Annotated in this window: 5 protein-coding genes and 1 pseudogene; 2 read left to right on the top strand and 4 right to left on the bottom strand. The window is 75.8% G+C overall.

Going from position 1 to position 8,609, the window contains the following annotated elements:
- The 3 genes and pseudogenes from O7632_RS32055 to O7632_RS32045 all read right to left on the bottom strand — a co-directional run.
- Positions 1 to 666, bottom strand: a pseudogene (locus tag O7632_RS32055) (hypothetical protein); the annotation flags it as partial.
- Positions 663 to 2,528, bottom strand: a complete 1,866-nt coding sequence (locus O7632_RS32050) for a dynamin family protein (protein ID WP_278116076.1) — start codon at positions 2,526 to 2,528, stop codon at positions 663 to 665. The gene O7632_RS32050 and the pseudogene O7632_RS32055, both read right to left, overlap by 4 nt.
- Entirely contained in the window at positions 2,525 to 4,129 is a 1,605-nt protein-coding gene (locus O7632_RS32045) for a dynamin family protein (RefSeq protein WP_278116074.1), read from the bottom strand. Before O7632_RS32045 ends, O7632_RS32050 begins: the two co-directional genes overlap by 4 nt.
- A 204-nt stretch (positions 4,130 to 4,333) precedes the next feature.
- Here O7632_RS32045 and O7632_RS32040 point away from each other — a divergent pair, with 204 nt between their 5' ends.
- Positions 4,334 to 7,069: a LuxR C-terminal-related transcriptional regulator gene (locus tag O7632_RS32040; protein ID WP_278116072.1), complete on the top strand. Its 2,736-nt coding sequence runs from the start codon at positions 4,334 to 4,336 to the stop codon at positions 7,067 to 7,069.
- A complete protein-coding gene (locus O7632_RS32035; RefSeq protein ID WP_278116070.1) occupies positions 7,066 to 7,602 on the top strand; it encodes a LuxR family transcriptional regulator in 537 nt (178 codons plus the stop codon). Before O7632_RS32040 ends, O7632_RS32035 begins: the two co-directional genes overlap by 4 nt.
- Here the strand turns inward: O7632_RS32035 and O7632_RS32030 are convergent.
- A complete protein-coding gene (locus O7632_RS32030) occupies positions 7,579 to 8,475 on the bottom strand; it encodes a lysophospholipid acyltransferase family protein (RefSeq protein WP_278116068.1) in 897 nt (298 codons plus the stop codon). The two genes, O7632_RS32035 and O7632_RS32030, sit on opposite strands and share 24 nt — an antisense overlap.
- Positions 8,476 to 8,609: the final 134 nt, after the last annotated feature.

The following is an 8,609-nucleotide window of genomic DNA, read 5'->3' as shown; positions in this document are numbered from 1 at the left end:
CGCCCAGGCGTTCGTGTCGTCACCGGCGGCCTCGGTGGCGGCGTACCCGGCCAACTCGGCCGCCGTCACCGCGCCGGCGTCGTCGGCGCCGTCGTCGGCCCCGGACAGTGGGACGTCGTCGACCGACCAGTCACCGAGCAGGTCCGGGTCGGCCCACGGCCAGCCGTCCACCGGCGTCGGCACCCCGGCCGGGTCCAGCGGCGGCGGGAAATCCGCCTCCGGCCACTCGTCGGCCCCGGCCGGCACGTCCGGATCGGCACCAGGCGGCACCTCGGCCGGCCCGAGCTCCTGCGCCACCGGGTCGGCGTCGCCGAACCCGGACTCCGCCTCCGGGTCCGTGTCGGCGTACGGTCCGGCCGGACCGCCGTCGCCGGGGGACAGGTCGTCGCCGTACCCGAGCGCCCCGCCCGATCCGCCGGGGGTGTCACCGGCGTCGTCGACCTCGTCGCCGTACGCCGACCCGAAACCCTCCTCAGCGGGCGGCTCGTCGTCGGCGTCGCCGAAACCCGCGACGTCGCCGTACGCCGACGGGTAGCCGTCGAGCGGCGCGTTCAGCTCGGCGGTGTCCGCGTCGCCGTAGCCGTCCGGGCCGTGACCATCCGGGCCGTAGCCGTCGTCGGCGGACGGATCGTCGTCGCCGGTCCAGTCACTGAACTGACCGCTCATCGTGTCGCCGTCCCTGACGTCGGCGCCGGAGACAGCGTCCGGGCGCGGCTGAGCACCTCGTCGACCTGCTTGACCCGGGCCCGGATCGTGTCCCGGCGGCTCTGCAACGCCGCCCGCCGCTTGGCCCGGCTGGCCTTGTCCTGCGCCAACGCCTTGTCGATCTCGGCGATGTGCGCGTCGAGCTGCGCCAACCGCCGTTCGATCGCGTCGTCCAAGGCCAACGTCAACGCGTACTGCAGGTCGGTGAACCGCTGCACCACCTCGTCGGCCAGCGCCGCACGGGCCTCACCGAGCACCTCCCGCAGCCACACCCGGGCCTGCTGCCGGTCGCTGGCCACCCGCCGCCGGTAGAGGATGAACGCTCCGGCGGCCAACCCCAGACCGAGCCCGGCGACCGGGATCAGCAGGCCGCCGCCGACCAGCGCCCCGGCGCCCAACGCCGACGCCCCCGCCGCCGCGCCCCGACCCGCCATGAACGCCATCCCCCCGGCCGACAACGCGATCATCATGTTGTCGGCGCCACCGCCTTCGCGCCGGGGCCGGGTCGCCAGGGCGTGCCGCAACGTGCCGTTGATCCGCTGCAGCACGAACTGCAACTCCTGCGGCCCGAACACCTGCGCCAACGTGCGTTCGGCGACCTTACGGAACCGGAACTCCAGATCGTGGGAGAACCTCAGCGACAACGCGTGCAACGCCTGGTCCACCTCACCCGGCAGGTTCTTCAACGTCTCCCCACGGGCGGCCTCGATCCGGGTCAGGAAATGCTCCTGCAGGCCGCCGATCGCGGTCCGCAGCCGACCCGTGGCCTCGACCCGGGCCCGCTGCGTCTCGGTGTTCAACGCCAACGACCACTGCCGCGACTCGGTCCGCTTGCGGGCGGCCACCGCCGCGCGTTCCTCCCGGGCCCGCGCCACCTCCGACGGATCCGGATCGCAGGCGGCGATCCGCTGCCCGGCCGCCAGGTCGAGGCGCACCAGTTCACTGCGGATCGTCCGCAGCACGTTGGCCTGCGCCAACAGATGCCCCTTGCCGGCCAACTCGACCAACGCGTGCTGCAGCGGCGCCACCCGCGACTCGCCGACCAGTTCGGTGGCGGCCTCCGGCGGCACCGTCAACGCCAACTCCGCCAGCCGCGCCGACACCGGGAACCAGCCGGCGGCGGCGAACCGGGGAGCGTGCGCCTGCAACTGGGCCTGGTTGTCGGCCAGGATCGTGCGCCACCCCGGATAGGCGTCGACCTTGGTCAGGGCGAACACCACCACGTTGACCCGTTTGCTCGCCTCGATCAGGAAGTCCATCTCCGGCCGGGTGAACGGCGTCGACGCGTCGACCACGAACAGCAACGCGGCGGCCCGCTCCACGGCGGCCAACGCGATCTCGGTGTGCGCCGGATCGAGACCACCGGTACCCGGGGTGTCCACCAGCGACAGGTATTGCAGCAGCGGCGCCGGATGGTCCACCTCGATGCGCCGGGGCGGACGGGTCCCGTCCGGCAGCCGCCCCAGCACGGTGCCCCAGTCCCGCAGCCGATCCACCGGCACCGGCACCGGATCCTCACGGCCCGGCACGAACGCCCGCGCCGCCGGCCGGGGCCCGTGCGCGAACTCCAGGTACGCCGACGTCGCCACCGCCGCGTCCACCGGCGACAGATCCGTCACCCCGATCAACGCGTTGACCAGCGAACTCTTGCCGCGTTTCGTTTCCCCGACCACCACGATCGACGGCCGGGTCACCTCCCGGCGCCGTAGCGCGTCGATCTCCACGGCGGCGTCCGGGTCGAGCCCCCGGACGAACCCCAGACAGGTGTCGACCGCGCCGGACAGCAACCCGCCCAACGCCGCCGGAGACGGCCCGCCGCTCATCGGCCCCCCACCCCCGGACCGGTCTGCGCGGACTGCGTCCTCACCTGCTGCGACAGCAGGTGGAATCCACGGTGCGCCACCAGCGCCACCCGCGACTGCGCCGGAGACGCCCCGGCCACCGCGAACACCCGCCACCGGGTGGCCGCCTCCACCGCCGCCGCCACCAGCTGATCCACCCCGGCGCTCGGCAGGTCCAACACCCACCGCGGGTCGGTCGACAACGCCAGCCGGGTCAGTTCCTGCTCCATAGACTCCGGCAACTCCACGCTGCCCGTGGTCACCAACTGCGCCACCTCCAGCAACCGCAGCCGGTGGTACTCCGGCTGGTGCAGCAGCCGCTCGATCGCGTCCCGCAACGTCTCCCGGTCGGCGGGGTGCGCGGTGTGACTCGCCACCTTCTCCAAGCTGGACAGACCCCAGCCGGCCTTGATCGCGTCGGTCCGCCACCGGAACGCCTCGTCCAGGGTGTGCCGCAGCCGGGGAAACCCGGACGCGGCGAACAACGTGCGCACCAGGTCACCGGAGGCCAACTGCGGCGCCGCGCTCAACTGCGCCACGGCGAACCCGATGCCGTACAGGTCCAGCAGCCGCAGCAGCCGCTCCCGCTGCGGGCGGGGGACCGGGCAGTCCCGCGACACGAACAGGTCCACCGACGCCAACAACACCATCCGCTGCGCCGACGGCAACCCGGCCAACGTCCGCAGCGCCTCACAGTCGGCGGCGGTCAACCGGCCGGCCTCGGTCGTCTCGGCCAGCAACCCCACCACCGGCACCACGTCGGACACCACCCGCCGCAGCACCCGCGTCTGATCGGCCGCCAACGGCCCCGCCACCGGCCACGGGTCGGCCGTACCGGCCACCAACTTGTCGACCTTGTTGAACAACCCCAGCGAGTTGATCGGATTGCTCGACAGCCGCGCCGACACCGACCGGAACGCCTCCAACGCCCGTACGTCGTCGTCGCGCACCGACTGGGTGAACACGTAGATGATCGCCTCGGCGCCGGACACCGCGCCCACCGAGTCGTCGTCTATACCGGCGTCGAACGGCGCCGTGGCGTCGACCCCGGCGTCCACCCCGTCCGCGTCACCGCCACCGTCACCGCCCGGACCGGACCCGCCACCGGCGGCGAACAGGAACCGCTGCGCCGACTCACTGACCCCGGCGCTGGTCGACGACAGACCGGGAGTGTCGATCACCGTCAACTCCCGCAGATGGTCACTGGTCAACGTGACGTCGACGAACGCGATCTGCGCCCTCGGCACCCCCAGCCGCTGCGGGATCATCCCGGCGGCGTCCAACGGCAGACTCGACCGGGACCCGTCCCGGCGCACCACGTCCACCCGGTCGGCGGTGCCGTACCGGAACTGGGTCACGATGCGGGTGCACTCACCGACCTCCGTCGGCGCCACCCGCCGCCCGATCAACGCGTTGACCAGCGTCGACTTTCCCGCCTTCAGGCGCCCGGCGATCGCCACCCGCAACGGCTCGTCGAGCCGGCGACGCACCCGCAGCACCTCACCAGCGGTGCGCGGACCGACCCGCGGCCCCACCTCGTCACACAACGCCGCTACCCGGCTACTCAACGGACCAGCGCCCACGATTGGTCACCCACCCACGCGGTCGGCGACAATGACAGACGTCGGGCGGTGGTTCACACTCATCTCGCTGGTCGTCCTCCCGACACCAGGGCATGGGCGGTGCGCCCACCGCCGACATCCACACTACGAATATCCTGCCGGCGCAGGATCCCATGTTCGTGCCACCTTCGCCGGTCGGGGCGACGAGCTGTTGCGGGAGGACGAGTGCGGCACCCAGCCGGCGGCGGCCACGCCGCCCGCCCGCCACGCCACGGCGAACCCACCGTGGCGGGCGACGCCGACCACCCCGCCCGATCCGCCACGACCGCCGGCCCCACCTCCACCGCTGCCTCCGGCGGCACCGACACCGGCCGGCGAGCCAGGCCGGCCGACCCGTTCGACACCGCCGTCACCGCCGTCACCCAAAGACTGACCCGCCCCGGCCTGGTCGTCGTCACCGGCCCGCCCGGCTGCGGCCGCAGCACCCTGCTGCGGCGCGTCCGCGCCGCCTTCCCCGGCCCGACGCACACCGGCGGCGGCCTGTCCGCGCTCCGGCACGTCCCCGCCCTGCCGCTGAGCCGCGCCGTACGGGTCCGGCTACCCACCCACGACCCGCACCTGCTGGCCGAAGCGGTCCGGTCCCGGCTGCGCCACGGCCTCCTCGTCCTCGACGACCTGCACTGGGCCGACCCGCTGACCATCGCCGCCCTGCCGGCCCTGGCCCGCCACTGCCGCGTCGTCGTCGCCCTGCGCACCCCGCACCACCTGCCCCCGGCCGCGCTGGCCCCGCTACGCGCCGACGACGCCACCTGGCTGCCGGTGCCGGCCCTGCCCCCGCCGACCATCGCCGCCCTGATCCGCCGCCTCGCCCCCGCCATCGACGACACCACCACCGCGACGTTGACCCGCCGCGCCGGCGGCAACCCGCTGGCCGCGCACGCCCTGGCCCGACACGCCGCCCGCACCCACGGCACCGCAACCGCCACCGGCGGCCCGGCCGCGCCCACCCCACCCGTCGGCGACGACCTCGACCAGGTCACCTACGCGGTCGCCGCCGCCCTCGCCGACCTGACCCGCCCGGCCCGCACCGCCCTGGCCGCGCTCGGCCTGCTCGGCCGCCCCGCACCCGCCGCGCTACTCGGCCCCGGCGTCACCGAACTCGTCGACGCGACCATCGTCACCGTCGACCCCGACGGCCTGGCCGCCCCCGTGTCGCCGTACCAGGCCGACGTCGCCGCCGGCCTGCTCGACGACACCAGCCGCCGCGCCCTGCACCGCCGCCTCGCCGACCTCGTCACCGACGACACCCAGGCCGTCCGGCACCTCGCCGCCGCCGGCGACGCCACCGCCGCCTACCAGCGCGCCGTCACCGCCGCCGCCACCGCCACCACCAGCGGCGCCCGCGCCGACCTGCTGCTGTTCGCCGGCGACCAGCCCGCCGCCACCGCCGACACCCGGCTGGCCGCCGCCCGCGCCGCCCTGGCCGCCGGCCGCCCCGGCCGCGCCGTCCAAGTCCTCACCGCCGCCGGCCTGCTCGGCGTCGACGCCGCCGTCCTACGCGCCGAAGCCCTGCTGCACGCCGGTGACCCGGCCGCCGCCCGCGCCGCCGCCACACCCGTGCCCGACGACGCCGCACCCGACGTCGTCGCCGCCCGCGACCGGGTCCTCCTACTGGCCGACCTCGCCACCGACCCGGCCGCCGCGCCGGTCCGCGCCGCCGCCGTCACCGCCCGCCACGGCACCAGCCCCCAGCATCTCGGCCTGCGCGCCGCGCTCGCCGCCGCGCTCGCCGCCGACCGCGCCCCCGGCTGGGAATACGCCCTGGCCACCACAGCCGCCGCCGCCGGTGCCGCCGGCGACCTGCTGACCGCCCGGTGGAGCGCCTGGCAGCTGGTGGAGACCCTGACCGCCGACGGACGACTCACCGAAGCCGCCCACACCGCGCTGGCCGCCGGCGACGCCTGCGCCGCCGACCTGGCCTACAGCTGGCAGACCCGGTTCGTCGCCGCCCGACTGTGGTGCCTGGCCCTGCGCGGCGACCCCGCCCCGCCCGCCGACGCGGACACCCGCGACCCCGGCGGACCGAACCCCGCCGCCGCGGCCCCCGTCGACGGGCCCGGGCCGGCCGGCGGTGACCCGCTGGTCCGGGCCGCCACCGACCTCACCGACCGCGCCCTGCCGGCCGCCGCGCACGGCTACGCCGTCGCCGCCGCCAGCCTCGTCCAGGCCGACAGCGGACTCCTCGCCCCCGCCCGCGCCCGCCTGGCCACCCGCGCACCGGCCCCCGCCGCCGTCACCGCCCTCCTCGACTGGGTCGCCCGGGAAGCCGCCTGGCTCGACGGCCAACCCGACAAGGCGAGCGCCGCCGGCGACACCCCGTCCGGCGCGCCGCCGCTGCTCGACGGCCTGCGCCGGATCACCGCCCGGTGGGCCGGCTACGACGGTGCCCCCGCACCCCCCGACCCCCCGCCGGCCGCCGAACGGCAGCTACCGGCGGTCGCCGACACCCTCGCCGCCTGGGACCACACCGACCCGCAACGGTTCAGCCAGGCCGCACACGGCTGGCGCGACACCGCCGTGCGGGAACAGGTCCGCTGCCTGCTCGCCCACGGACTCCACGAACCGGACCCGCGACGGGCCGTACCGGCGCTGCTCGCCGCCGAATCCCTCGCCGCGCACGCCGGACTGGTCGTGCTCCTCGGCCGCACCCGCCGCGCCCTGCGCCGCCACGCCGTCCGTCGCGACGAACGCGGCCCGCGCAGCGGCGAACAGCTGACCGGCCGGGAACGCGACGTCCTGCGGCTCGTCGCCCAGGGCGAACCCACCCGCCGCATCGCCAACCAGCTGGGCATCTCCGCCGAAACAGTGGAAACCCACGTACGGGCCGGGATGCGTAAGCTCGGCGCCCGTACCCGCACCGAAGCGGCCGCCTTGGCCACCGCCGGGGAGGACCTCCGGTGACCGACGCACCGCACTACGTCCTCGACTCGGCCGCCGACGCGACCGGTGTGCTGCGCCGCCTGGCCAGAGCCGGCTGGAACACCCGGGAAGGGTTCGCCCTACCCGACGCCACCTGGGACGTCACCGGTATCCGCCTGGCCCTCTACGGCCGGGTTCCCGACGCCGACACCGCCGCGCTCGCGGTGCTCGCCGCCGCCCGGGGCGCCGCCGTCGTCGCCATCTGCGATCCGTACGGCGACCTCGGCCGCGCCCTGGTCGACGACCTGAGCCGACTCGGCGTGGTGCACCGGGACGCCGAACCGCACGAGCAGGGCCGACCCGACTCCGGCGACGACCCGGTCGCCCTGGTCCCCGAACAGCGGGCCCTGCTGGAACGGCTCGCCAACGGCGAGACGATCGCGGCGGCGGCCGCCGCCGAGTTCCTGTCGCTGCGGACCGCGAACCGCCGTATCGCCCAGGCCCGCGACGTGTTCGGGGTCCGCACCACCCGTGAGGCGGTCATCGCCTACCTACGGCAGCGGCCCAGGCCCTGACCCGTCGACCTCGTCCGACGCGCTCACCTGTTCGCGTCGCGCCGTCGGCTCGCCCGGCGCCAGCCCGTCCGACCCTGCGCCGGTCGTGTCCGCCCGGTGACGGCGGTGTCGCCGGGTCGGGTCCACCGGACGGGTGGGGTCGACGTGACGGGGACCCTCCGGTTCGTCGGGCCGCACCCCCGCCAGCGCGTCGGTGACCGCGTCGATGATCCGCCCGGTGGCGCGTTGCGCCGCACCCGGCCGCCCGACGTCGATCCCGGCCAGGTCCACCGGGTCACCGAAGTGCACCCGGATCACCGGCCGGCGCAGCAAAGCCCGCAACACCGCCGGGAGCAACCCACGAGGCGCCGCGTACGGCAACACCGCGTGCGCCCCCCACTGGGCGACCGGGACCACCACCGCCCCGGTGGCCAACGCCAGCCGCGCCGTGCCGGTCTTGCCGCGCTCCGGCCACATCCCCGGATCCAGACCGATCCGCCCCTCCGGATAGACCAGCACCACCGAGCCGGCTCGCACCGCCGCCGCCGCGTCGGGCAGGGCGTTCGCCACGGCGGTGGTCCGCCGGTCGACCCGGATGTGTCCGGCGCGGCGCATCGCCGCGCCGACGACCGGAGCGCGGAACAGGCCGCCGGTGGCCAGGAACCGTGGGGCGACCCGCCGTACCCGGCAGGCGGCGGCCAGGGCGACCGGGTCGAACGGGCTGATGTGGTTGGCGGCCAGGATCAGCGGGCCGTGCCGGCACTCGTCCGGCACGTCACCGGTGACCCGCAGCCGGGCGAGCAACGCGACGACGAGCCGGGCGGCGACCTGCATGGCCCGCCACAGCAGCGGTGCCCGCCAGGGCCGGGGTGATGGGTCGACGGAGGTGTTCATCAGCCGTCGATGGTCCCACAGGGCGCGGCGACGGTACCGCCGCCGGTCGGCCGAGGGTTCCGGCGTGGGTCGGGTCGCAGGACCCGGGGGAGAGGGGATCGCCGACCCTGGCCCTGTCCACGACGCGTTGTAGT

The organism is Solwaraspora sp. WMMD406 (assembly GCF_029626025.1).
GTDB lineage: Bacteria > Actinomycetota > Actinomycetes > Mycobacteriales > Micromonosporaceae > Micromonospora_E.
The sequence above is the reverse complement of the archived record's forward strand: the minus strand, read 5'-3'. Positions and strand labels throughout refer to the sequence as shown.

Coding starts and splice junctions, on each gene's coding strand:
- O7632_RS32050 (WP_278116076.1), bottom strand. CDS start 2,528: ATGAGCGGCGGGCCGTCTCCGGCGGCGTTGGGCGGGTTGCTGTCCGGC.
- O7632_RS32030 (WP_278116068.1), bottom strand. CDS start 8,475: ATGAACACCTCCGTCGACCCATCACCCCGGCCCTGGCGGGCACCGCTG.